22 protein-coding genes are annotated in these 22,899 nt (G+C 67.9%); 16 read left to right on the plus strand and 6 right to left on the minus strand.

What is annotated here, in order from left to right; all coding sequences use genetic code 11:
* Positions 1-72 precede the first annotated feature (72 nt).
* A complete protein-coding gene (locus EV667_RS13135; protein WP_131835774.1) occupies positions 73-1,548 on the minus strand; it encodes an ATP-binding protein in 1,476 nt (491 codons plus the stop codon).
* Between the two features lie 221 nt (positions 1,549-1,769).
* On the opposite strand from EV667_RS13135, the gene EV667_RS13140 reads away from it, so the two are divergent.
* Complete coding sequence (locus EV667_RS13140) at positions 1,770-2,228, plus strand: DUF488 domain-containing protein (RefSeq protein WP_131835775.1); 459 nt, start codon at positions 1,770-1,772, stop codon at positions 2,226-2,228.
* 211 nt (positions 2,229-2,439) lie between these two features.
* Positions 2,440-3,117 (plus strand): cellulose biosynthesis protein BcsS, encoded by a 678-nt coding sequence (bcsS, locus tag EV667_RS13145; protein WP_245516136.1) that lies wholly within the window; start codon positions 2,440-2,442, stop codon positions 3,115-3,117.
* An 18-nt stretch (positions 3,118-3,135) separates the two neighbouring features.
* Here bcsS and EV667_RS23170 read toward each other — a convergent pair whose 3' ends face one another.
* Positions 3,136-4,473: an XdhC family protein gene (locus tag EV667_RS23170; RefSeq protein WP_131835776.1), complete on the minus strand. Its 1,338-nt coding sequence runs from the start codon at positions 4,471-4,473 to the stop codon at positions 3,136-3,138.
* A complete protein-coding gene (locus tag EV667_RS13155) occupies positions 4,473-4,796 on the minus strand; it encodes an XdhC family protein (protein WP_131835777.1) in 324 nt (107 codons plus the stop codon). Before EV667_RS13155 ends, EV667_RS23170 begins: the two co-directional genes overlap by 1 nt.
* Positions 4,797-4,891: 95 nt before the next feature.
* Between EV667_RS13155 and EV667_RS13160 the strand changes: the two genes are divergently transcribed.
* Together EV667_RS13160 and EV667_RS13165 are read left to right on the plus strand one after the other, a co-directional pair.
* The gene (locus EV667_RS13160; RefSeq protein WP_131835778.1) at positions 4,892-5,980 is read left to right on the plus strand and encodes a lysine-2,3-aminomutase-like protein; all 1,089 of its coding nucleotides are present in this window, start codon (positions 4,892-4,894) and stop codon (positions 5,978-5,980) included.
* On the plus strand, positions 5,977-7,176 hold the full coding sequence (locus EV667_RS13165; RefSeq protein ID WP_131835779.1) for a BaiN/RdsA family NAD(P)/FAD-dependent oxidoreductase: 1,200 nt from the start codon (positions 5,977-5,979) through the stop codon (positions 7,174-7,176). The genes EV667_RS13160 and EV667_RS13165 overlap by 4 nt, the downstream gene beginning before the upstream one ends.
* A 19-nt stretch (positions 7,177-7,195) precedes the next feature.
* Here EV667_RS13165 and EV667_RS13170 read toward each other — a convergent pair whose 3' ends face one another.
* Complete coding sequence (locus EV667_RS13170) at positions 7,196-7,723, minus strand: flavin reductase (protein WP_131835780.1); 528 nt, start codon at positions 7,721-7,723, stop codon at positions 7,196-7,198.
* Positions 7,724-8,115: 392 nt separating this feature from the next.
* On the opposite strand from EV667_RS13170, the gene EV667_RS13175 reads away from it, so the two are divergent.
* From EV667_RS13175 to EV667_RS13200, 6 genes are all read left to right on the plus strand, one after another.
* Positions 8,116-9,033 carry a branched-chain amino acid ABC transporter permease gene (locus EV667_RS13175; protein ID WP_131835781.1) on the plus strand — a complete coding sequence of 306 codons (918 nt, stop codon included), beginning with the start codon at positions 8,116-8,118 and terminating at the stop codon, positions 9,031-9,033.
* Positions 9,034-9,044: 11 nt separating this feature from the next.
* Positions 9,045-10,478: a high-affinity branched-chain amino acid ABC transporter permease LivM gene (gene livM, locus EV667_RS13180; RefSeq protein WP_131835782.1), complete on the plus strand. Its 1,434-nt coding sequence runs from the start codon at positions 9,045-9,047 to the stop codon at positions 10,476-10,478.
* Complete coding sequence (locus EV667_RS13185; RefSeq protein ID WP_131835783.1) at positions 10,478-11,440, plus strand: ABC transporter ATP-binding protein; 963 nt, start codon at positions 10,478-10,480, stop codon at positions 11,438-11,440. The genes livM and EV667_RS13185 overlap by 1 nt, the downstream gene beginning before the upstream one ends.
* 53 nt (positions 11,441-11,493) lie before the next feature.
* Positions 11,494-12,207, plus strand: coding sequence for an ABC transporter ATP-binding protein (locus EV667_RS13190; RefSeq protein WP_131836342.1), 714 nt, complete (start codon positions 11,494-11,496; stop codon positions 12,205-12,207).
* Positions 12,208-12,311: 104 nt separating this feature from the next.
* Positions 12,312-12,680 (plus strand): DUF6867 family protein, encoded by a 369-nt coding sequence (locus EV667_RS13195; protein ID WP_207907774.1) that lies wholly within the window; start codon positions 12,312-12,314, stop codon positions 12,678-12,680.
* Positions 12,681-12,810: 130 nt separating this feature from the next.
* Complete coding sequence (locus tag EV667_RS13200) at positions 12,811-13,911, plus strand: branched-chain amino acid ABC transporter substrate-binding protein (protein ID WP_131835785.1); 1,101 nt, start codon at positions 12,811-12,813, stop codon at positions 13,909-13,911.
* A 112-nt stretch (positions 13,912-14,023) separates the two neighbouring features.
* Here EV667_RS13200 and EV667_RS13205 read toward each other — a convergent pair whose 3' ends face one another.
* The gene (locus EV667_RS13205) at positions 14,024-14,755 is read right to left on the minus strand and encodes a cytochrome c biogenesis CcdA family protein (protein WP_131835786.1); all 732 of its coding nucleotides are present in this window, start codon (positions 14,753-14,755) and stop codon (positions 14,024-14,026) included.
* A gap of 129 nt (positions 14,756-14,884) precedes the next feature.
* On the opposite strand from EV667_RS13205, the gene EV667_RS13210 reads away from it, so the two are divergent.
* The 4 genes from EV667_RS13210 to EV667_RS13225 all read left to right on the plus strand — a co-directional run bounded on the left by EV667_RS13210 (position 14,885) and on the right by EV667_RS13225 (position 19,064).
* Positions 14,885-15,883: a P1 family peptidase gene (locus EV667_RS13210; protein ID WP_131835787.1), complete on the plus strand. Its 999-nt coding sequence runs from the start codon at positions 14,885-14,887 to the stop codon at positions 15,881-15,883.
* Positions 15,884-16,077: 194 nt separating this feature from the next.
* Positions 16,078-17,277, plus strand: a complete 1,200-nt coding sequence (locus EV667_RS13215; RefSeq protein WP_131835788.1) for a quaternary amine ABC transporter ATP-binding protein — start codon at positions 16,078-16,080, stop codon at positions 17,275-17,277.
* Between the two features lie 12 nt (positions 17,278-17,289).
* On the plus strand, positions 17,290-18,144 hold the full coding sequence (locus EV667_RS13220; RefSeq protein ID WP_131835789.1) for an ABC transporter permease: 855 nt from the start codon (positions 17,290-17,292) through the stop codon (positions 18,142-18,144).
* Between the two features lie 65 nt (positions 18,145-18,209).
* On the plus strand, positions 18,210-19,064 hold the full coding sequence (locus EV667_RS13225) for a glycine betaine ABC transporter substrate-binding protein (RefSeq protein WP_131835790.1): 855 nt from the start codon (positions 18,210-18,212) through the stop codon (positions 19,062-19,064).
* A gap of 207 nt (positions 19,065-19,271) precedes the next feature.
* On the opposite strand, the gene EV667_RS13230 is transcribed toward EV667_RS13225, so the two are convergent.
* Positions 19,272-19,655 (minus strand): hypothetical protein, encoded by a 384-nt coding sequence (locus EV667_RS13230; protein ID WP_131835791.1) that lies wholly within the window; start codon positions 19,653-19,655, stop codon positions 19,272-19,274.
* A gap of 312 nt (positions 19,656-19,967) precedes the next feature.
* Between EV667_RS13230 and EV667_RS13235 the strand changes: the two genes are divergently transcribed.
* Complete coding sequence (locus EV667_RS13235; RefSeq protein WP_131835792.1) at positions 19,968-22,133, plus strand: inverse autotransporter beta domain-containing protein; 2,166 nt, start codon at positions 19,968-19,970, stop codon at positions 22,131-22,133.
* Between the two features lie 78 nt (positions 22,134-22,211).
* A complete protein-coding gene (gene rpe, locus EV667_RS13240) occupies positions 22,212-22,898 on the plus strand; it encodes a ribulose-phosphate 3-epimerase (RefSeq protein WP_131835793.1) in 687 nt (228 codons plus the stop codon).
* Position 22,899: the final 1 nt, after the last annotated feature.

A 22,899-nucleotide genomic window follows, 5' to 3' on the forward strand; every position in this document is an offset into this window, starting at 1 on the left:
GCCAACGAGCACCGCGCCAAACGGAAACGGGCCCCGACGGGGCCCGTTTTCATGTGCGACGGCGAAGGTGGCTCAGGCGGACAGCGCCTTGGGGTCGCCCGGCGCGGTCTTCCAGCCGAGCGCGGGGAAGCGCACCACCCGCCGGCCACGGAAATCCGCCTCGCAGACCAGATGCCCGCGCTCTTCCATATAGGTCAGCAGCCAGCGCCCGCGCGAGGGCGAGCGGCTGCCATAGGCCCGCGCCAGCGCCTCGTCGGCGGGCGATGGCGCCCCCTCCATGCCGGCCCGCGCCAGCAGCAGGAACACGCCCTGCATCTCTTCCGGCAGCCCGGTCGCCTGCTCCACCGCCCGCGCCCAGCCCTCGTCGCCGGGGCGGGAATCGAGCCCGGCACGGGCAATGGCCAGCCGGCGGGTGAAGGCGGCAAGATCCGGCACTTTCGAGCCGACCCGCCGCACCCGGCAATGCACCAGGAAATCGGGATAGAGCGCGGCGGCGGACCGGAACGGTGCTTCGGGATCGGACACGAACTGGCGCACGATCTCCTCGACCAGCGCCTCGCGCTCGGCATCGAACGCCGCCGCCACTTCCGGGTCGACCGGCACCGACTCGGGCGCCGGTGCGTCCTCCAGCGTTTCCAGAATGGCAGCGGTGGCGCGCGGCTCGCCGCGCGGCGGCGGGACGGGCAGCGGCTCGGTGCCGAGATCGTCGAAGATCAGGTCCTGCAGTTCCGCCATGGCGATTTCCGGCGGCGGCAGCAGTGACGGCCGTCCGTTGCGGCTGGCGGTTTCGACATGACCGATCTTCACCGGCAGCGGCCTGCGCGACAGCGCCGGGCCGAGCGCCACGAAGGAGCCGGTGTTGAGGTCGCGAAAACTCTCCGCCTGGCGCTTGTCCATGCCGAGCAGATCGGCGGCACGCGCCATGTCGATGTCGAGGAAGGTGCGACCCATCAGGAAGTTGGAGGCTTCCGCCGCGACGTTCTTGGCCAGCTTGGCGAGGCGCTGGGTGGCGATGACGCCGGCAAGGCCGCGCTTTCGGCCACGGCACATCAGGTTGGTCATCGCCGAGAGCGAGACGCGCCGCGCCTCGTCGGAAATCTCGCCGCCGCCGGAAGGGGCGAAGAGCTGCGCCTCGTCGACCACGACCATCATCGGGAACCAGTACTCGCGGTCGGCGTCGAACAGGCCGTTGAGGAAGGCGGCGGCCGAGCGCATCTGCGCGTCCGCGTCCAGCCCTTCAAGGTTGAACACAACCGAGGCACGGTGCTTGCGGATGCGGGCAGCGATGCGCTGGATTTCCCCGGCGGTGCGCTCGGCGTCGATCACCACATGGCCGAAGCGCTCGGCCAGCCCGACGAAATCGCCCTCGGGGTCGATAATCGCCTGCTGCACATGGCCGGCGCTCTGTTCGAGCAGGCGGCGCAGCAGATGCGATTTTCCCGAGCCGGAATTGCCCTGCACCAGCAGGCGGGTGGACAGGAGCTCTTCCAGATCGAGCCGAACCGGCTGTCCGGCGTTGCTGCTTCCGAGCTCGATACCGATCTTCATCTGCGATGACGCATCCCTGGGCCGGCCCATCCTATGCGGAAAGGCCTAATGGTTTGATTGTCCGAGCCCCCAAAACCGGACGATCCGACGGAAGGACCCGCCCGGCCGTCCCCGCTCGGCCCTGCCTTAGCACGCGACAAGGCCTAGCGCCGAGCTCGCGCTAGAACTCCACAGATTCGGCCCGGCTCGACAAGCCCCGTGCTTGGGGTCATCCTCGCCCCATGTCGTCCCCGCCCTTCTTCACCATCGGCTATGAACAGGTCTCCTCCGCCGCCGTGCTCGACACGTTGAGCGGCGCCGGGGTCGATCTTCTGGTCGATGTGCGCGCGGTCGCCGCCTCGCGCCGGGCCGGCTTCTCCAAGAGCCACCTCGCCGCCGGCGTGAGCGAGCGGGGCATTGGCTACCTGCATTTGCGCGGGCTCGGTACCCCGGCGGAAGGCCGGCAAGCCGCGCGCAGCGGTCATTACGACCAGTTGCGGCGCATTTACGACGCCCACCTCGCCACTCCTGGGGCGGTGGAGCAGCTCGACGAACTCACGGCGCTGGTGAAGGCCGGCCGCCGGGTCTGCGTGCTGTGCTTCGAGCGCCATCCCGAGCATTGCCACCGGCAGATGGTCGCCGATCTCATCTGCGAACGCGCTGGTGTCGAGGTCCAGCACCTGATGGCGCCGCCGGTCTAATCCCTGCCGCACCCCTCCCCTGCGACAAAATGCGCCATGCCGGAGCGTGCAAAGGCCTTCTCACTCGCCCTGCAGTTGATTGAGGGCACTCCGATACGGTGCTCGGATGAGGGGTACTTCCTGACCCTATGCAACCGTGAGCGCGGCGATGTTCCCTTCGCCGGCGCGAACCCTCGCGCCCCTCCTGGCGGCGTTGTCCGCCGCGTGCCCAGTGCCTAGCGCGGCAGCCGAGGAGAGTGCGGAGGCGTCGCTGCGCCGGCGGCTCTATTTCTATACCGGCCTCGATATCGCCCGTGACAATGGCTATGGCTGGGGCGGCATGGCGTGGGCGCCCTTCGCGCCCATGGATCAGGAGGGCCTGCGCCTGCGCACCCAGACCGGCGGCGGGCGCTACCAGTACCGCACGCAGGCAGTGGCCGGCGGCTGGAACACCGGCAACAAGACGGATGGCGAGGTGCTGCTGGGCTGGCAGTTCCTGCGCGGCGCCCACGCGCTCGCCCTCTATGGCGGGGTGAACGTGGTCGACAACCGCCTCGACGATCCCGACCCCGGCAATCGCGACCAGGGCACGCAGTTTGGCGCCAAATTCGTCGCCGAATGGTTCTATCGCGTCGACGCGCGCTGGACGCTGACGGCCGCCTTCAACGCCTCCACGGCGGACGGCACCGTGAACGGGCGCGCCACCGCCGGCTGGCAGGCTTTCAGTTGGCTCGACCTCGGCGTCGAGACCGGCGCCACCACCGACTGGCTCGACCAGAGCGCCCGCCTCGGCCTGTTTCTCGCCTGCCCGCTGGCCGGGCAGGAACTGCGTGCTTCGGCCGGCTGGCGCTGGAGCAGCGACAGCGACGCCAGCCCCTACGGCACGCTGTCGCTGTTCATGCCGTTCTGAACCGCAGGCCGCCCCCGCTCAGGCGTCTTCCGCCTTCATCGCCTCCAGCGCGGCGTCGGCGTCGATATCCGACGCGGCGGCGATGGCGTGAATCTCCAGCGCCTCAAGATCCTCGCTGGTGTCGATGTCGAGAAAGGCGCCAGCGCCCTCCACCGGCACCTCGACCACGAAGTCGCGGTTCTCGGCGAGGATCTGGCGCGCGCCGACATCGCCGGAGAGCGTCTTCAGCGCCGGGAACAGAGCCCGCGCCAGCGCCACCGGGTTGCCCTGCCGCCCCTGCGCCACCGGCACCGCCGCCAGCCGCCCGCGCGAGGGATCGAGCGCATCGGCGAGACGATCGACCAGCGAAGGCTCCACCTTCGGCATGTCGGCCAGCATCACCACCACCCGCTCCACCTCCTTCGGCAGCGCCGCGACGCCGGCCTTGAGCGAGGTGGACAGCCCCTGCGCGAAGTCGGGATTGGGCGCGAACGTGACATCGAGCCCGGCCAAGGCCGCGCGCACCGCGTCCCCCTCATGCCCCGTCACCACGATGACCGGCCGCGCGCGGGCGGCAAGCGCCGTCTCCACCGCCCGGCGCACCAGTGGCACGCCGCCAATCGGCACGATCAGCTTGTGCGTGTGCGGCATGCGCGTGCCCTGCCCGGCGGCCAGCACCAGCGCCGCCGGCGGGCGGGCCGGGCGGCGGCGCAGTTCGCCGACGACCTGGGCGAGGATGGACACGGCGATTTCGGCCGGGTTTGCGGCGCCGATATCGAGGCCGATCGGCGCGCGAATGCGCTCCAGCGCCGCCTGCGGCACGCCCCGTTCCGCCAGCCGCGCCAGCCGGCCCGCATGGGATTTGCGCGAGCCCAGCGCGCCGACATAGAAGCAGCCGGCCGTGAGCGCCGCCACCAGCGCGGGATCGTCGATCTTGGGATCATGCGCCAGCACCGCGACCGCCGTGAACGGGTCGAGCGCCAGGTCGGCCAGCGCCTCCTGCGGCCACTGCGCCCGCACTTCCACCTCGGGGAAACGCTCCTCGGTGGCAAAGGCGGTGCGGGGATCGACGATGATGACCTCGAAGCCGACAGCCTTGGCCATCGGCGCCAGCGCCTGCGAGATATGCACCGCCCCCGTGATGACGAGGCGCGGGGACGGCAGATGGACGGTGAGGAACAGGCGCTGCCCGTCCACTTCAACCCGCCCGCTGCGCCCGCTGCGCAGCGCTTCGGTGAGAGGCTCCGCCAGCGGGTCGCCCGCCACCTCGGCGGCGCCCACCAGCCGCTGCCGGCCGCCGTCGAGATCCGTGACGAGGACAATAGGGCGGCGCGCGGCGCGCTCGCGATTCAGCGCTTCAAGCAGCGACAGATCCATCAGGAAACCTTCTCGACATAGACGGCGATGCGCCCGCCGCAGGACAGGCCGACCTGCCAGGCGGTCTCGTTCGCGACGCCGAACTCGAGCAGCCGGGGGCGGCCGTCGGCGATCACCTCTGCCGCTTCCGCCACCACCGCGCCCTCGACGCAGCCGCCCGACACCGAGCCGAGGAAATTTCCCTCCTCGTCGATCGCCAGATGGCTGCCCACCGGGCGCGGCGCCGAGCCCCAGGTCTCCACCACTGTGGCCAGCGCCACGCCCCGGCCCTCCTGCCGCCAGCTTGCCGCCGCCTGCAATACATCTTCCTCGCGCGTGAGCATCGGCTCCCCCTTCGCGTTCGACCATTTGCCCCAGTATAGCGCCGCAACGCGGCTGCGCCTTGCCGGCGCGCGCGGAAACGATCACAAGACCGCGCATGAACTCCCCTGCTCGTTCCTCCCTCGCCCCGCCTGCCGCCACCACGCTGCCCGGGCGGACGCTGCGCCGTGTCGGCGAGCTGGCGGAAGCCGGGCTGGTTGCGCCCGGCGCGGCGCTGGAGGCGGTGGCCGCGCGCTATGCCGTGGCGGTGACGCCGACGCTGGCCGGCATGATCGACCGCGACGATCCCGCCGACCCCATCGCCCGCCAGTTCGTGCCGGACCCGCGCGAACTGGACACACGGCCGGAAGAGCGCGAGGACCCGATCGGCGACGACGCGCACAGCCCGGTGCCGGGCATCGTCCACCGCTACCCTGACCGGGTGCTGCTGAAGCTGGTCGGCGCCTGCGCCGTCTATTGCCGCTTCTGCTTCCGCCGCGAGATGGTCGGCCCGGGTGCGGAAACCAGCCTCTCCGAGGCGGCGCTGGAGACCGCCCTCGCCTATATCGCCGCCCGGCCGGAGATATGGGAGGTCGTACTCACCGGCGGCGACCCGCTCATCGCCGCCCCGCGCCGCCTTGCCGAACTCATGGCCCGGCTCGCCGCCATTCCCCACGTGAAGGTGGTGCGGTTCCACACCCGCGTGCCCGTCGCTGCGCCCGAGCGCATCACCCCCGCTCTGGTGGCGGCGCTGCGCGTTGCTGATGTGACGACCTATGTCGCCGTCCATGCCAACCATGCCCGCGAGCTGGGGCCGGAGGCGCGTGCCGCCCTCGCCCGCCTCGCCGATGCTGGCATCGCGCTTGTCGGCCAGAGCGTGCTGCTCGCCGGGGTCAATGACGAGGCGGAGGCGCTGGCCGCGCTGTTCCGCGCGCTCGTGGAATGCCGGGTGAAGCCCTATTACCTGCACCACCCGGATCTCGCCCCCGGCACCGCGCATTTCCGCCTGACCATCCAGCGCGGGCAGGCCCTGATGGCGGCGCTGCGCGGGCGCGTCTCGGGCCTTGCTTTGCCAACTTATGTGCTCGACATCCCCGGCGGTCACGGCAAGGTGCCGGTCGGGCCGGGGTATCTGGAGCCGGCACCGGAGGGCTGGCGCGTCACCGACTATTGCGGCGGCGTGCATGCCTATGGAGAGGGTGTATGAGCCGCCCCGTGCCGGTGGACGTGGTCGTGATCGGCGCCGGAGCGGCCGGGCTGATGTGCGCCATCGAGGCGGGCCGACGCGGGCGCCGCGTCGTGGTGCTCGACCATGCCCGCGCGCCGGGTGAGAAGATCCGTATTTCCGGCGGCGGCCGCTGCAACTTCACCAATCGCGATGCGGCACCGCGCAATTACCTCTCGGCCAATCCCGGCTTCGCCATCTCGGCCCTCAGGCGCTACACCGCGCAGGACTTCATCGCCCGCATGGACCGGCGCGGCATCGCCTGGCACGAGAAGACGCTCGGCCAGCTGTTCTGCGACGGCTCGGCGCGGCAGGTGGTCGACATGCTGACCGACGACCTGCGCGAGGCCGGGGGTGAACTGCGCCTGTCCACCGCCGTGACCGGCATCGAGCGCACCGCCGACGGCTTCACCGTGGCGACGGTCAACGGCACCTTGGCCTCTACGTCGCTGGTCATCGCCTGCGGCGGCAAGTCGATCCCGAAAATGGGCGCCACCGGCTTCGGCTACGAGGTGGCGGAGCGCTTCGGCCTCGCGTTGCAACCCACCCGTCCCGGCCTCGTACCCCTCACCCTCGATCCCGCGCTGCTGGAGCGCCTCGGCCCGCTCGCCGGGGTGGCGGTGGAAGCGCGGGTGAGCCATGGCAAGGGACGCAATGAGACCCGGTTCGAGGAAGGGCTGCTGTTCACCCATCGCGGCCTGTCGGGGCCGGCGATCCTGCAGATTTCCTCCTTCTGGCGCGAGGGCGACGAAATCGCGCTCGCGCTCGCGCCCGGCACGGACCTCTTCGCCCGGCTGCGCGAGGCGCGTGCCGCCCATGGCCGGCAATCGCCCGCCACCGCTCTGGCCACACTGCTGCCCAAGCGCCTCGCCCAGCTCATCGCCGAGCGCGAAGCCGGTGCGGTCAACCTCGCCGACCTCTCGGACAAGGCGTTGCGGCGGATCGACGAGGCGGTGAATGGCTGGCGGCTGAAGCCGACCGGCTCGGAGGGTTACCGCACCGCCGAGGTGACGCTTGGCGGCGTCGACACAGCCGGCCTCGATTCGCGCACGCTGGAGGCACGCGCGGTGCCGGGCCTCTATTTCGTCGGCGAGGTGGTGGACGTGACCGGCTGGCTCGGCGGCTATAATTTCCAATGGGCCTGGTCGTCCGGCTGGGTCGCCGGGCAGGTAGCGTGAGCGCGCCGCGCCTTCTCCTTCAGACCGACAGGAATCCCCGCCCGAGATAGGCGAGCTTGGCCTTGTCGGGGCCGAGCGTCACCGCCTCGACCCGCCCCACCAGCACGTCATGGGTCGCGATGGTGCGTATCTCCACCATGCGACATTGGAACACCGCGACCGCCCCGATGAGGCAGGAAAGGCCCAACGCCCCCTCATGCCAATGGCCGACGCCGAATCGCTGCTCGCCTTCCAGCCCGCCACGCCCGCCGAAGCTCTCCGCCACGCCCTGTTGGTCGGCGCCCAACATGTTCACCGCGAAGCGGCCGGACTGGCGAAAGGCGGGTGCGGAGCGGATGCGGCGGTTGAGGCAGACCAGAAGGGTCGGCGGGCTGTCGGAAACCGAGGCGACGGCGGTGGCGGTGAACCCGACGCGCCCCTCCGGGCCATCCGTGGTGATCACATGCACGGCCGCCACCAGACGGCTCATCGCCTCGCGATAGAGCCCGGCCTCGACCCCGTGTGCCGCGTCATGGTGAGCCGCGTCATGTGCCTTGGGCTGGTCCACGCTGCCTTGCCTCCTGCGGCCTCGCGTGGGGCGAAGGATCCACTCCACGCGGCTTCGCTGTGCATAACCCTTACGGGGCGCTTTTGGAAACCGCGCGGTGCGCGCCGCCGGACATGACGATGTGAAGACAAAAATGGCCGTCCGCGCCACAAAGCGAACGCAGCGCCACCACATTAACCGTTTGAGTTGCAAGGGGTTTCACAAAAAGGGTATTTAGATACTCTAGTATCATGCTTTTCGATCGATTGCATTTCGTCTTTCGATCGAATTGTATCGGAGCGTGGCGCAGGCTAAGAGTCAGAGGCGCACACCGTACGGGCACGGTTACAAACTGTGCAAAAGCCCGACGGCAGCGCCTTGCGCAAATGCGGCTGAGGGGAGCCGGCACAATCATGGAAATCTTTGTTCAGCAGCTCATCAACGGGCTGACGCTCGGCTCGATCTACGGGCTGATCGCCATCGGCTATACCATGGTGTTCGGCATCATCGGCATGGTCAACTTCGCCCATGGCGACGTCTTCATGGTCTCCGCCTTCATCGCGCTGATCTGCTTCCTGCTGGTCACGACGGTGATGGGCATCACCTCCATCTTCCTGGCACTGGCCATCGTGCTTGTCGTGGCGATGGTGTTCACCTCGCTGCTGAACTGGGCCATCGAGCGTGTGGCCTACCGGCCGCTGCGTGGCTCGTTCCGGCTGGCGCCGATGATCTCCGCCATCGGCATGTCGATTTTCCTCGCCAATTTCGTCCAGGTCACGCAGGGCCCGCGCAACAAGCCGATCCCGCCGATGGTCACCGACGTGATCGTGCTGATGGATAACGGCTCCTACCAGGTCACGCTGGCCTGGAAGCAGGTCATCATCATGGCCATCACCGCCATCCTGCTCGCCGGCTTCTGGTATCTGGTGCAGAAAACCTCGCTCGGCCGCGCCCAGCGCGCCTGCGAACAGGACCGCAAGATGGCGGCGCTGCTCGGCATCAATGTCGACCACACCATCTCGCTGACCTTCGTCATCGGCGCCGCGCTGGCCGCCGTCGCCGGCACGCTGTACCTGATGTATTATGGCGTAGCGAACTTCGCCGACGGCTTCGTGCCCGGCGTCAAGGCCTTCACCGCGGCCGTGCTCGGCGGCATCGGCTCGCTCCCCGGCGCTGTGCTCGGCGGGCTGCTGATCGGGCTGATCGAAACCTTCTGGTCGGCCTATTTCTCCATCGAATACAAGGACGTGGCGGCATTCTCGATCCTCGCCATCACGCTGATCTTCATGCCGCAGGGCCTTCTGGGCCGGCCTGAGGTCGAGAAGGTCTGAGGTCGCGCATCATGGCTGTCCAGACCGCCGAAACCGCTGCCCCCGCAGCCACCAACCCCGTGCTAGGCCCCGCCTTCAAGGACGCGCTGATCGCGGGCCTTATCGCGCTGGGCCTGTTCGGCCCGCTCATCGGGTTCGAGACCATCATCATCGACGGCGCGCTGGGGCTGGCCTACCGACCCTCGCTGCTGGCCATCATGGTCGGCATCATCTTCTTCGGCCGGCTGCTGCTCAACCTCACCATCTGGTCGCCGAACCGCAAACCCTCCACGCACACCGGCCCGACCTTCTTTGATCGCGCCGGCACGAGGATGGGTCCCGGCGTCAAGCCGGCGCTGCTGGCCTTCGCCGTGCTGTTCCCGGCCATCGCCGTGTTCTCGCAAGGCGGGCTGAACGAGAGCCGCTATCTCATCGATCTCGGCATCCTGATCCTCACCTATGTGATGCTGGGCTGGGGCCTCAACATCGTTGTCGGCCTCGCCGGCCTGCTCGATCTCGGCTACGTCGCCTTCTACGCGGTGGGTGCCTACACCTATGCGCTGCTGGCCACTTCGGCACCGATCAACGATTTCTTCGCCGGCCTGTTCGGCGCCACCTTCTGGGCCAACTGGGCGTTCTGGTTCTGCCTGCCGATGGCCGGCATCTTCGCCGGCGTGTGGGGCATGATCCTCGGCTTTCCGGTGCTGCGCCTGCGCGGCGACTACCTCGCCATCGTCACCCTGGCCTTCGGTGAGATCATCCGCCTGGTGCTCATCAACTGGGTCGACTTCACCAATGGCGGGGCGGGCATCGCCTCGATCCCGCGCGCGACCTTCTTCGGCATTCCCTTCAATGCCGGGCCGGATGGTTTCGCCGCCCTGTTCGGGCTGCCGTTCAGCCCGATGCACCGCATCGTCTTCCTGTATTTCGTCATTCTGGCGCTGGCGCTGCTCACCGCCTTTGTCACCGTGCGCCTGCGCCGGCTGCCGGTGGGCCGCGCCTGGGAAGCGCTGCGCGAGGACGAAATCGCCTGCCGCTCGCTCGGCATCAACACCACCACGACCAAGCTCTCGGCCTTCGCCACCGGCGCCATGTTCGGCGGATTCGCCGGCTGCTTCTTCGCCGTGCGCGCCGGCTTCGTCAGCCCGGAGAGCTTCACCTTCGACGTGTCGGCGATGATCCTGGCCATCGTCGTGCTCGGCGGCATGGGCTCGCAGATCGGCGTCGCCGTGGCGGCGGCGGTGATGATGGGCGGCATGGAGATGCTGCGCAATCTCGGCTTCCTCCGGCAGATCTTCGGCAATGATTTCGACCCCAGCCTCTACCGCATGCTGATCTTCGGCTTCGCCATGGTCGCCATCATGATCTGGAAGCCGCGCGGCCTCGTCTCCACCCGCGACCCGACGATCTTCCTCAAAGAGCGCAAGGCGGTTTCCGGCGATCTCGTGAAGGAGGGCCACGGCTGATGGCAACTTCTCCCGCAACCGGCCTCCCGCGCTGGGAAGCCGACCCCATCCTCATCGTCGAACACCTGTTCATGCGCTTCGGCGGCCTGATCGCGGTCAACGACCTCAGCTTCAAGGTCGGGCGCGGCGACATCACCGCGCTGATCGGCCCCAATGGCGCCGGCAAGACCACGGTGTTCAACTGCATCACCGGCTTCTACAAGCCGAGCGAGGGCCGCCTCATCCTGGCGCATGGCCGCGCGCCGACGCCCGGCGAAATCGCCGAAGTGACGCGCATCGGCGAGCGCTCGCTGGTCGGGCGCGACGCCGGCGTGTTCCTGCTGGAGCGGATGCCCGACTATCTGGTCTCCGGTGAGGCCAAGGTCGCCCGCACCTTTCAGAACATCCGGCTGTTCACCGGCATGACCGTGCTGGAAAACCTCATGGTCGCCCAGCACAACGCGCTGATGGTCGCCTCGGGCTATTCGCTCAAGGGGCTGTTCGGGCTGCCGAGCTGGACGAAGGCCCAGCGCGCGGCCACGGAGAAGGCCACCTACTGGCTCGACAAGGTCGGCCTCACCGACCGTGCCGACGACCCGGCCGGCGACCTGCCCTATGGCGCCCAGCGCCGGCTGGAGATCGCCCGCGCCATGTGCTCGGAGCCCATCCTGCTCTGCCTCGACGAGCCCGCCGCCGGCCTCAACCCGCGCGAAAGCCTCGAACTCAACACGCTGCTGCGTGCTATCCGCGCCGAGCACGGCACCTCGATCCTGCTGATCGAGCACGACATGAGCGTGGTGATGGAGATTTCCGACCATGTGGTCGTGCTGGACTACGGCACCAAGATTTCCGACGGCTCGCCGGAAGCGGTGAAGAACGACCCGCGCGTCATCGCCGCCTATCTCGGCGTCGACGAGGACGCGGTGGAGGAGGTCGAGGCCGAGCTTCACATCGAACACAGTGCGACGGGGGCCATCTCGTGAGCGATACTCTCACCGCCACGGCGCCCGTCGCCACCGCACGCACCGACGCCCCAATGCTGCAGGTGCGCGGGGTCAAGACCTTCTACGGCAACATCATGGCCCTGCGCGGCGTCGATGTGAACGTCTACAAGGGCGAGATCGTCACGCTCATCGGTTCAAACGGCGCCGGCAAGTCGACGCTGATGATGACCATCTTCGGCCAGCCGCGTCCGCGCGAGGGCACGATCACCTTTGAAGGGCGCGACATCACCAACGTGCCGACCCATGAGATCGCCCATCTCAAGATCGCCCAGTCGCCCGAGGGGCGGCGCATCTTCCCGCGCATGAGCGTGTTCGAGAACCTGCAAATGGGCGCGGCGGTCGATGGCTTCGCCCATTTCGACGCCGACCTCGAAAAAGTCTTCGTGCTGTTCCCGCGCCTGAAGGAGCGGATCAACCAGCGCGGCGGCACGCTCTCGGGCGGCGAGCAGCAGATGCTGGCCATCGGCCGGGCGCTGATGAGCCGGCCGCGCCTGCTGATGCTGGACGAGCCCTCGCTCGGCCTTGCGCCGCTGGTGGTGCGCCAGATCTTCGACGCCATCCGCGAGCTCAACCGTACCGAGGGGCTCACCGTCTTCCTGGTGGAGCAGAACGCCTTCCACGCGCTCAAGCTCGCCCATCGCGGTTATGTTCTCGTCAATGGCGCCATCACGCTTTCCGGCGAGGGCCGCGAATTGCTGGAGCGTCCGGAAGTCCGCGCCGCCTATCTCGAAGGGGGGGCCCACTGATGGCTGCCATTTCCGGTTCCCTCGTCTCCAAGGGCAGTTCGGCCAGCCTGGCCGTCACCCTGCCCGCTCTGGTAGTCGTCCTTGTCATTGCCTCGGCCGTCGTCATGCCGACGCTCGTGGTCGAGGTGTCGCGCGCCGATTTCGTGCTTGTCACCCTGTTCCTGGGCGGCGGCGCGGCGTGGCTGACCGGCCGCTCCATCGCCACCACCTGGCGGCCCTACCGGCAGGCGGTGCTCTATGCGCTGCTGCTGGGCTGCGTGGTGCGGTTCTTCCATTACGCGCTGTTCGAGGGCACGCTGCTTTCGCTGCACTATTTTGTCACCGATACGGCCTTCCTGGTCGCCATTGCCACCCTCGGCTTCCGCGCCGAGCGGGCCCGGCAGATGGCCACCCGCTACGGCTGGATCTACCGCCAGTCGGGCTTCTTCGGCTGGCTTGAGGGTGGCGACAGCCGTCGCTCCGGCGACGCCTGAAGGGCACTTTCACCATGTTTCGCTTGCTCGTCGACAAGAGCACCGAAAAAGGCATGATATCGGCCCGGGGCGACAGCCGCCGAGCCATTGAGGCCGCGCTTTCCACCTTCCAGAACCAGGAGAGACGTTCATGAAGAAGCTTCTGATAGCCGGCATCGCGCTCGGCGCCATGGCGGCGCTGGCCGTTCCGGCGTCGGCGCAGATCAAGGTCGGCGTTGGCGGTCCGATGACCGGCGCGAACGCCACCTTCGGCGCCCAGCTGAAGAACGGTGCCGAACAGTGGGCCGCCGACGTCAACGCCAAGGGCGGCATCCTCGGCGAGAAGGTCGAGCTGATCATCGGCGACGACGCTTCCAAGCCCGAGCAGGGCGTCTCGGTGGCCAACAAGTTCATCTCGGACGGCGTCAAGGTCGTTCTCGGCCACTTCAACTCGGGTGTGTCGATCCCGGCCTCCGAGCAGTATGCCGAAGCCGGCATCCTCCAGCTCACCCCGGCCTCGACCAACCCGACCTTCACCGAGCGCGGCATGACCACCGTGTTCCGTGTCTGCGGCCGCGACGACCAGCAGGGCGCCGTCGCCGGCGACTACATCGCCAAGAACCTGAAAGACAAGAAGATCGGCATCGTCCACGACAAGACCCCCTACGGAAAGGGCCTTGCCGACGAGACCCAGAAGTCCATGAATGCCGCCGGCGTCAAGGAAGTGGTCTATGAAGGCATCAACCCGGGCGAGAAGGACTATTCCGCGCTCGTCTCGAAGCTGAAGGCCGCGAATGTCGACGTGCTCTACTATGGCGGCCTCCACACCGAAGCCGGCCTGCTCGTGCGCCAGATGCGCGACCAGGGCATGACCACCGTCCTGTTCTCGGGCGATGGCATCACCGACAAGGAGTTCTGGACCATCGCCGGTCCGGGCGCCGCCGGCACCCTGATGACGTTCGGTCCCGACCCGCGCAACAGCCCGGCCGCCACCGCCGTCGTCGAGGAGTTCAAGAAGAAGGGCATCGATCCGGAAGGCTACGTGCTTTACACCTACGCCGCCGGCCAGGTGTTCCAGCAGGCTGCCGAGGCGACCAAGTCGCTCGATAACGCCAAGCTGGCCGAGTACATCCACTCGGGCAAGACCTTCAAGACGGTGCTCGGCGACCTGATCTTCGACAAGAAGGGCGACCGCACCACCCTCGACTACGTGCTGTACGTCTGGAAGGACGGCGGCTACTCGCAGATGTGAGCCGCCTGCCGCGCGCCTCGCCGCGCGGCGCCGGTTTCCACCGCGCCTGTGACGACACCCGCCGGAGCGATCCGGCGGGTTTTATTTTGGCTGCGCGGTGGCCGCGGGCGGTTCAGCCGAAGGCCGAGAGCGCGGGGAAGGTTTCCAGCAGCCAGTAGCTCATCTGCGCCATCCAGCCGGAGAGAAAGCCGATGCCGGTCAGCACCAACAGCGCGCCCATCACCTTCTCGATGATCGGCAGATAGCGCTTGGCACGGCCGAGCACGCCGAGCGCCGGGCGTGCCATCGCCGCAACGGCGAGGAAGGGAACGCCGAGCCCGGCGGAATACACCGCCAGCAGCCCCGCGCCATGGGTCAGCGTCTGCTCGCTCGCCGCCACGGCGAGGATCGCCGCCAGCACCGGCCCGATGCAGGGCGTCCAGCCGAAGGCGAAGGCGAGGCCCATCACATAGGCGCCGAGGAAGGTGGTGGGCGCATCGACATGCACCCGCTTGGTGCGGGTCAGCCAGCCGAAGCGCAGAATGCCGAGGAAATGCAGGCCCATCAGCAGGATGGCGACGCCCGCCACCATGGCGAGTTCCTGCGAGTACATCCGCAGATACGCCCCCGCTACCGAGGCCCCCGCCCCCAGTGCCACGAACACCGTGGAGAAGCCCGCCACGAACAGCGCCGCCGCGCCCAGCGTGCGCCGCGCCGCCGCATCGGTCGGCGCCTTGTGGGTGATCTGGTCGAGGCTGGTACCGGCGAGATAGCACAGATAGGGCGGCACAAGCGGCAGCACGCAGGGAGAGGCGAAGCTGGCGATGCCGGCCAGAAAAGCGGCCGGAAGAGTGACGTCAGCCATGAAATGAGCAACCCTAGCCTTGTCCGAAGCCTCCCAATGCACCGCCATGCGGGCTTGCGCAATGCGGCGGCTTGGCCTCTACCCGTGATGTGATGCGCCGTGATGTGAAGCACCGTGAACGAGGATCATATGCGTAACCTGATCACCGATGTCGCCGGACTTACCGTCGGAAATGTCACCGACCTCGCCCTCGCTTCCGGCGTCACCGTCGTGCTGTTCGACGAGCCGAGTGTTGCCTCGGTCGATGTGCGCGGCGGCGGGCCGGGCACGCGCGAGACGGACCTCCTCGCCCCCGACGAGACGGTGGGCGCGATTCATGCCCTCACCCTGTCCGGCGGCTCCGCCTTCGGGCTCGATGCCGCCGGCGGGGTGGCGGCGGCGCTCGCCGAGCGGGGCATCGGCTTTCCCGTCGGCGACGCCCGGGTGCCGATCGTGCCCGGCGCGGTGCTGTTCGACCTCATCAATGGCGGCGACAAGAACTGGGGCCGGTTTTCGCCCTATCGCGATCTCGGCTACGCCGCCGCCAATGCCGCCGGTCTCGATTTTCCGCTGGGTACGGTGGGCGCAGGCACTGGGGCGACGACGGTGGACCTCAAGGGCGGCCTCGGTTCCGCCTCGATGATGTCGCCCACCGGCCACACCGTGGGCGCCCTTGTGGCGGTCAACGCCTGCGGCGCTACCAACTTCCCCGGCGGGCCGCATTTCTGGGCGGCTCCTTTCGAGCAGGACGGCGAATTCGGCAGCCTCGGGCTGCCCCATCCGCTGCCGCCGCTGCCCGTGCGCCCGGCGCTGAAGGGCCTGCCGCCGGGGGCAAATACCACCATCGCCATCGTCGCCACCGACGCCGTTCTCACAAAGGCACAGTGCAAAAGGCTTGCGGTGATGGCCCATGATGGGTATGCACACGCCATCTGGCCGGTCCATTCACCGCTCGATGGCGACACGATCTTCGCCGCGGCCACGAGCAGGAAACCCCTCGCCGATCCGATTTTCGATCTCGCGTTGATCGGCGATACAGTGGTTCGAACCCTCGCCCGCGCCTGTGCCCGGGCTGTTTACGAGGCGGTCGCCCTTCCGCAGCCGGGAACGCTTCCCGCCTGGCGTGACCGCTGGGGCCATCGCCCCTGATCCCCAACTGATGCCCGCCTCCGGGTCAGACAGAGGAAAAGATCGCTGACTATCGCCTTCCCCGCTTCGTCGCCGTCGTCTTCGCTCGCCGCGCCTGCCACTTTGCTGTCGTATTTGCAGCCCCGCTTGTCGCATCTGTCCAATCTGCATGGCAGCTATGCGTCTGACACTCACCTCAATAATGAGGGGAGCGCATGAGCGAAAAGCAGCCACGCATCCGGGTTCGCGGCCTCACCAAGATTTTTGGCGATGAGCAAGAGACGGCCCTTCCGCTACTTCAGGCCGGGAAAAATCGCGACGAGGTGCAGAAGGCCACCGGCGCCGTCATCGGCCTCCACGATGTGACCTTCGATGTCGCCGAGGGCGAAATCCTCGTGGTCATGGGTCTTTCGGGCTCCGGCAAGTCGACCTGCCTGCGCTGCATCAACCGGCTGGTCGAGCCGACCACCGGTTCCGTCCACATCGACGACATCGACGTCACCGCGCTGGGCGAGCGCGACCTGATGGAACTGCGCCGCACCCGCTTCGGCATGGTGTTCCAGCAATTTGCGCTGTTCCCCCACCGCTCCATCCAGCGCAATGTCGAATATGGGCTTGAGGTGCAGGGCGTGCCGGCGGCGGCACGGCGCGACAAGGCGCTGGCGGCCATCGAGACGGTGGGGCTCAAGGGCTGGGACCAGCATTTTCCCTCGCAGCTCTCCGGCGGCATGCAGCAGCGTGCCGGCCTCGCCCGCGCGCTGGCGCTGGACCCGGACGTGCTGCTGATGGACGAGGCGTTCAGCGCGCTCGACCCGCTGATCCGCCGCGACATGCAGCAGGAACTCGTCGCCCTGCAGAAACGGCTGAAGAAGACCATCGTCTTCGTCAGCCATGACCTCGACGAAGCCATCGCGCTCGGCGGGCGGATTGTGCTGATGAAGGACGGCCGCGTGGTCCAGCAGGGCACCGCAGCCGATTTCCTCGCCAACCCGGCGGACGAGTATGTGCGTCGCTTCGTGGAGCACATCGACGTGCTCGGCGTGGTCACCGCCGGCGACGCCATGCGCCCGCCCGTGGCGGTCCGGCCGTGGCAGAGCAGCGCCGCCGAGGCGCTGGAGATGCTCACCCAGTCCGGCGAGCCTGTCATGACGGTGGTCTGCGAGCTGGGCCGCTTCCAGGGCACGGTCGACGCCGACACGCTTAAGGGCGCGGGCGCTACCGAGCTTCGGCTGCTGCTTAGCGACCGCACCGCCTTCGTGCCCGGAACCGCCACGCTCAACGAAGCGGTCGCCCGTCTCGCCTCCGGCCGCGGCGAGATCGCTGTGACCGGCCCGGATGGCGAGCTTTTCGGCGTCATCGCCAATGCCGACCTCATCGCTGCCCTCGCGCGGCGACGGGTCGAGACCGCGCACTGACGGGAGGGAATCATGGCATTCGAGGTCCCGCGCATTCCCCTCGCCGAATGGTGCGACATCGCGCTCGACTGGGCGACGGAGCATTTTTCCGGCGTCACCCGCGCGATGAGCGCTGTGGTCGGCACCGCTATCGAGACGACGACCGACTTTCTCGTCGGCCTGCCGCCCTGGCTGGTCATCATCGCCTGCGGGCTGCTGGTCTGGCGCCTCACCAATATCCGCATCGCCATCGGCACGGTGGTCGGCTTCGCCTTCCTGTGGAACCTGGAACTGTGGCGGGCGACGCTGCAATCGCTGGTGCTGGTGCTGGTTTCGACCATGTTCGCGCTCGCCATCGGCATTCCGATCGGCATCTCGGCGGCGCTCAGCAAGCGGTTCTGGCGCATTGTCGGGCCGGCGCTCGACATGATGCAGACCATGCCGAGCTTCGTCTATCTCATCCCCGCCATCCCGTTCTTTGGGCTGGGGGCGGTCTCGGCCTGCTTTGCCACCATTGTCTTCGCCATGCCGCCGACCATCCGCCTCACGGCGCTCGGCATCATGCAGACCCCGCCGGAACTGGTGGAAGCGGCGGACGCCTTCGGCTCCAGCCGCTGGCAGAAGCTATTCAAGATCCAGTTGCCCCTCGCCATCCCCACCATCATGGCCGGCGTCAACCAGACCATCATGCTGGCACTGTCCATGGTGGTCATCGCCGCGATGATCGGCGCCGGGGGCCTTGGCGGCGAGGTGTGGCGGGCGATCCAGCGGCTGGAGGCGGGACAGGGCTTCCAGGCCGGTATCGCCATCGTTGTGCTCGCCGTCATCCTGGACCGCATCACCCAGCACATCGCCCGCCACATGCGACGCGATCACCAGCAGGGCTGAACCCTTCGCCAACGGAAGCGGATCGGGACTTCCGACCTCACAACCCACGGAGTGGAGAAAACGCAATGGCAATTCTCGCGAAATTCCTGAAGACGGCAGCCGTCGCCGCCACCGCGCTCGGCCTCGCCGCCGGCGCCGCGCAGGCGGAAAAGAAGGACCTCACCCTCGCCTATGTCGAGTGGTCCGACACCGTGGTCGCCACCAATATCGTCAAGACGGTGCTGGAAGAGGCCGGCTACAAGGTCAAGCTCGTGCCGCTCTCCGGCGCCGCCATGTGGCAGGCCGTGGCGACCGGCGAGGCCGATGCGATGGTGGCCGGCTGGCTGCCGGCCACGCATGAGGCCTACAACGCCAAGCTTAAGGACAAGGTCGTCAACCTCGGCCCCAACCTTTCCGGCGCCAAGATCGGCTGGGCCGTGCCGACCTATGTCGACATTGCCTCGATCGAGGACATCAACAAGGACCCGGCCAAGTTCGGCGGCAAGGTCATCGGCATCGACCCCGGCGCCGGCCTGATGAAGGCGTCGGAGAACGCGATCAAGGAATACGACCTGAAGGTGAAGCTGGTCGAAGGCTCGGACGCCACCATGGTCGCCGCGCTCAAGGACGCCTACACCAAGAAGGAGCCGATCGTCATCACCACCTGGACGCCGCACTGGATGTTCGCCGAGTGGGACCTGAAGTACCTCGCCGACCCCAAGAACGTGTTCGGCGGCGAGGAGACGGTCAACACCATCGTCTCCACCAAGCTGAAGGAAGAGGCGCCTGAGGCCTACAAGATCCTCGACAATTTCAGCCTGTCGCTCGACGACGAACAGAAGGTGATGGTCGAGAACAACAAGCCCGGCGCTGATCCGGCCGCCACCGCCAAGGCCTGGGTCGCCGCGAACAAGGCCACGGTCGACGCCTGGATGAAGTGATCCGCCTGAAGCCGGCCGGATGACGCGCCGGCCGGCGCGACGCGCGACGTAAAGCTGCGCGCTGAAATCGACGCCGTGGCGTCGATAGGAGTGAGCGGGCCGGTTGCCCGCCCTCGCGAACGAGCCCGGCCGGTCAATCCCGGATGGGTACCCTCCCCTTGGGGCGGCCGGTGCGTTCCGGCCGCCCTTTTTTCGTTGGCGCAACTATCAGGGGCAGGGTTCCCAGAAGCCCTGGGTGCGCTGCGGGTTGGTGTAGAACCAGCAATAATTCGGCTGCGGCGGCGGGCCGGCGAGATTGGCGGCGGCGACCCCGGTGAGAAAGCCGATCGCGGCGCCAGCCGCAACAGCGCCGCCGGGCGGCCAGTAGGGGCGAGGATTGACCACGACCACGCCGCCACCGCGCGGCACCGGGCCGTAATAGCGGCCGGGGCCGTAATAATGGCCGGGGCCGCGCCACCCGCCGCCCCACGCAACGCCGCAACCGCGTCCGCCGCAGCCGGCGGCACGCCAGGCGCTGGCCTCCTGAACCATGCCGAACAGGCCGGCGGTCGACAGCACCGCCAGCGCGGCGAGCATGCTCTTTTTCATCATGACACTTCCCTCCTCGGAACAACGCCTCCGGCGCCGCCTCGCGCGCAGCGGATTCGCTGCGGTAATGGGACGCCTTTTCCGGCCGGCCGGCAATAAGTGAGTTTCGCACCGCGTCGTCCGTTTGCCCCGCAACGCATCGGCGCTGCGGGAGGCACGACATCGGGAGCCTTCATTAGAGTACGAACAATTAAAAGATACATTTATTTTCAATACCTTAGAGTCATTCGTCGTTCATTGCGACGCAGAACGGTGCTATCGGACGGCCGGTTCGGGGTCTGGAAATTCTCCGACACATTTTCCAGGAGAGTGCACATGAGACGCGCCGTACTTCCCGTGATCTTCGCGGCCACGGTGAGTCTGCCGGCGATGGCCGACCCGCGGGGCATCTCCCCCGCCTCGGTGGAAGCGACGCTCGGCAGCGTTGGAGACGAGGCCTTCGGCAGCTTCGACCTGTTCCTTCCCATGCTGGGCGATGATAACCGCCTGCTGTTCCTCGATGCCCGCGCCAGCTTCGGCAGCGAGCAGGAGATCGAGCAGGGCTCGGTCGGCCTTGGCTACCGCTTCCGGCACGAGAATGGCTGGGTGTACGGGTTCAACGGCTATTTCGACTATCTCAACAGCCAGTACGACAATGGCTTCACCCAGTTCGGCCTCGGCGTGGAAGCGCTGAGCCAGGATTGGGAACTGCGCGCCAATGGCTATCTCCCGGTGGGCGACATCGAGGCCGCGCTGGCCAGCGCCAATGCCGCGCTGGTCGAAGCCGGGCGGCTGGTGTTCCGCGCCGGCGAGGAAACCGCGCTGCAGGGTTTCGACGGCGAGATCGGCTACCGCCTGCCCTTCCTCACCCCGGACGATCTCACCCAGATCAAGCTCTTCGCCGGCGGCTACTGGTACACCGGCGAGGGCGTCGAGGACGTGCCGGGCGTCGCCGCCCGGATCGAGGTCTCGCGCGCCGGGCTTCCCGCCTTCGGCAATGGCTCGCGGCTGACGCTCATCGCCGGACTGACCCATGACGAGCAGTACGACACGCAGGGCGTCTTCCTCGCCCGCCTGCGCGTGCCGCTCGGCGATACGTCGGCACAGGCGCCCTATGATCCGCTCTACCGCCGGGTCGAGCGTTCCGACGCGGTCCGCACTCATGTCGGCGCCACCGGCGCGGCGGAAGCGGCGGTCTACACCGAGACCGGCGCCGTCGCCGGCAAGGTCGTCGCCATCGGCGCGGCTGACGACGACGGCACCATCGGCGCCAAACTGGCAACGGCGGGTGACGGCGCGCTGGTACTCGCCTCCGGCACCATCGACCTCGAAGCCGCCGTCTCGCTGGGCACCGGCCAGTTCCTGCTCGGTGGTGGCGGCGCGCTGGCCGTGCGCGGCGCGATGAGCGGCGGTACGGCAGTGCTCCGCAACGCCCTGCCGGCGGCGACGCTGAACGGCATCGACCCGCTCGACGACGTTGTCTCGCTCGATGGCGACCGCAGCGCGGTGGCCTCGCTCTCCATTCGCGGCGGCCGTTCCGGCGTGGTGGCGGAAGGCGTCTCCGGCATCGTCATGCGCGATCTCGACATCGGCGGCACCGACGAGCACGGCATTTCGCTGGAGAACGTCGCCGGCGCCACCATCAGCGCCACCCGCATCCACGATCTCGCCTTCTGCGAGAACAACACGGAATGCGAATGGTCGATCTTCAACCCCAATGAGGTGCGCAATGCCGGCATCGCGGCGCTGGCGGTGGAGGACCTGACGATCCGCGACGTCTCGATGGAAAACGTCACCTATGGCCTGTTCGTCGGCAGCCAGTATGAGGAGATTGACTGGGAGAACGTCGTCACCGGGCAGAGCGGCAACCTGACCGTGGACAACCTTTCCATCGTCAACAGCCGCCGCGAAGGCATCCTGCTTGTCGGCGTGGACGGCGCCGCGCTGCGCTCCATCGCCATCGACAATTCCGCCCTTGAGCGTTCGATGGACCTGATCGTGCTGCAGAAGACCTCGCACGCCACGCTCGACAACCTCAACCTGAAGGGCGGCATCAACGGGCTGATGTTCGCCTCGTCCTTCAACCTGCCGGGCGAGACCACCGACATCACCGTGTCCAACGCCTTCATCGAAGACACGTACCGCGCCGGAATCTTTCTCAACCCGTCGAGCGATATCAGCTTCTCCAATGTCACCATCGTCAATCCCGGCAGCTACGGCGTCTACTTCTATGGCGACGCCTATGGTTTCGCCGGCGGGCCGGTGACGGGTGTCAGCTTCACGGACGTCGAGGTGGTCGCCAGCGGCAGTTCCGCCGTCTATGTCTCGGGCCCGATCCAGGACATCACCGGCGATATCGCGACGACGAACGTCGCCGCCCCGTGCAGCGCGGATGCGGGGGCGTGGTCCGGCACGGAGCTGATCCAGACCGGCGGGCAGGTCTTCGCCATCGGCGGGGCCACGGTTCCGGCCGGAACGCTCTCGGCCTCTTGCGGCCTGTGAGCCCAAGCGGGGCCGGGACGGCATTGCCGCCCCGGCTCCATGATGCTACGCCCCGGCAAACAGCCGGAGCCCCGCGCCATGACCACCCGCCCGCTGATCCTCTCCCCCTCCATCCTCGCCTGCGATTTCGCGCGTTTCGGCGAGGAAGTGCGCGCGGTCGATGCCGCCGGCGCGGACTGGATCCATATCGACGTGATGGACGGGCATTTCGTGCCCAACATCTCCTTCGGGCCTGACGTGGTGAAGGCGGTCCGCCCCTACTCGGCAAAACCCTTCGACGTGCATCTGATGATCGCGCCGGCGGACCCCTATCTCGAAGCCTTCGCCAAGGCGGGGGCCGACCACATCACCGTCCATGCCGAGGCGGGCCCGCATCTGCACCGTTCGCTGCAGGCGATCCGCGCGCTGGGCAAGAAAGCGGGCGTCGCGCTCAACCCCGCCACCCCGGCGAGCGCCGTGGAGCATGTGCTCGACCTCGTCGACGTGATCATCGTAATGACGGTCAATCCCGGCTTCGGCGGGCAGGCGTTCATTCCCTCGGTCATGGACAAGGTGGCGCAGCTTGCCGCGATGATCGGCGAGCGGCCAATCCATATCGAGATCGACGGCGGGGTGACGAAGGACACGGCGGCGGCGTGCATCAGGGCCGGCGCCAACGCTCTGGTCGCCGGCTCCGCCGTGTTCAAGGGCGGCGCTGACGCCTATGCCGGCAACATCGACGCCATCCGCAGCGCCGCGCTGCGCGAGCGCGGCGAACTGGTTTAGG

Origin of the sequence: Ancylobacter aquaticus, from assembly GCF_004339465.1 — a bacterium.
Lineage (GTDB): Bacteria > Pseudomonadota > Alphaproteobacteria > Rhizobiales > Xanthobacteraceae > Ancylobacter > Ancylobacter aquaticus.